1 protein-coding gene is annotated in these 1,562 nt (G+C 42.0%); it reads right to left on the bottom strand.

The genetic code is table 11. The features are described from left to right. Positions 1 to 109: 109 nt before the first annotated feature. The gene (locus AWV70_RS19740) at positions 110 to 1,426 is read right to left on the bottom strand and encodes an IS4 family transposase (RefSeq protein ID WP_153010067.1); all 1,317 of its coding nucleotides are present in this window, start codon (positions 1,424 to 1,426) and stop codon (positions 110 to 112) included. Positions 1,427 to 1,562: the final 136 nt, after the last annotated feature.

Genomic DNA, 1,562 nt, shown 5'->3' with positions numbered 1-1,562 from the left:
AACGAGAATGGTTTCACTTTTATTGAAACGGGAATAGTGCTACTAACTTTTATTTAGATTAGGGCATGTTAAATAAGCCCCCCGTTTTCTTTTTTTAAAAATATAGACCTTATGTTAGCCAGCCAATTGGACCGGGTTCCTTCACGTTCTTCCGGCCGTTGCTGGCTAATATTTCGATTAGAGATCCTATCGCTGTTTTCCATTTCGGAGACGCACGCGCCTGCCAAAGCACCCAAATCCTTTCACTCACTTCCCTTATCGCAATCATCTCACTTAGGATTATCTGTTTTTCTTCCCAAAAATAATAACGCAGCTGATAAGTAAGGAGCACACTGATCAGTAATGAAATGAGCTCTGCGTATAAATGACACATCCATCTTTCCAGCTTCATGTTTCGGTAATGGGCCGCGTCCATATCAGATTTCCATGACTTAAAGATAAGTTCGATCTGCCAGCGATAGCGGTACAGATCACTAATTTCCGAAGCCGGAATCTTTGGAGGAAGATTGGTCACATGAATGGATACGTCAGCTAAGTCCTTTGCCTTTTGTTTGATTTTCCCCGGCTTTGTCTGTCCGCGTCTTCTAATCCTCTGCTCTTGGCGTTTTTGTTCGTCGGCTGTCATGCGATAGACTATCAAACGGGACGGCATTCGCTCGTGTTTCCCTATATATACTCTTGAGAACTCCCTTATTTCCCCCCGTTTCATCGTCTTGACCTCATCTTCAAGAAACAATCGTACATGGGCATATTTTTTATATAGCTTTCCATTTTTATCGTAGCGAGGATCGGGAGAATCGATATAAAACATGGTGTCTGCCCGCGTACGTGACACATAATACGCTTGCTTTTCCACAATCTTTCTAAATATATCGCATTTGAAATAGCCAAGATCCTGAAGGAGCAAGTCGTTTTTCTGTACTGATTCCAAACGATTTATCCCCGAGGAGGCATCCCCAGCCTTCCCAGGCTGCAATTCGGCATATAGGAGTTTCCCCGTGAGATAATCGAATTCCAATTGACATTTCACGCCAGCTCCAGTTGTACCTGGAAAAGCCAACTGAAGAGCATCAGGTAACTTGATAGAACTGCCGTCAAGGATGCGCATACTTCTGAATTTGATTGTGCTGGCAATGGGCAACTTTGAGAATTTCTGTGTGGATAGGTTCTCAAATAATCGAAGAAAAATCTGTTCCAAAAAGTTAACGGCATTCTCATTAAACCGTTTATCAAGCGCTTGTTTGGACATAGATAGATTCTGCTTGGACAACTTAGCACACAGATGAGTTAGAGAGCATTTGGCTATCGAGCCGGGCTGATCGAAAAGAAGAGCGAGAAATGTCTTTACATCCAACTTGCGTTCTCTTTGAATAAAGTTAGTTTCTTTAGCAATGCATGACAGCTCTTTTGGGTGACAGAAGATCAAACAGCTGCTTCATTTGAAAGACAGGTTGTTTGCGCTTCATGTAATATCCCTCCTTACATTTGATGGTAATTACTTATACCATCAATCGGGGAAATGCAATCATTTATCCCTAAAATCTCTTAAGTTGACGTATATG

The sequence above is a fragment of the Sporosarcina koreensis genome (assembly GCF_001531445.1).
Classification (GTDB): Bacteria; Bacillota; Bacilli; order Bacillales_A; family Planococcaceae; genus Sporosarcina; species Sporosarcina koreensis_C.
Note: the sequence above shows the minus strand (reverse complement) of the source record. Positions and strands in the feature narration are given on the sequence as shown.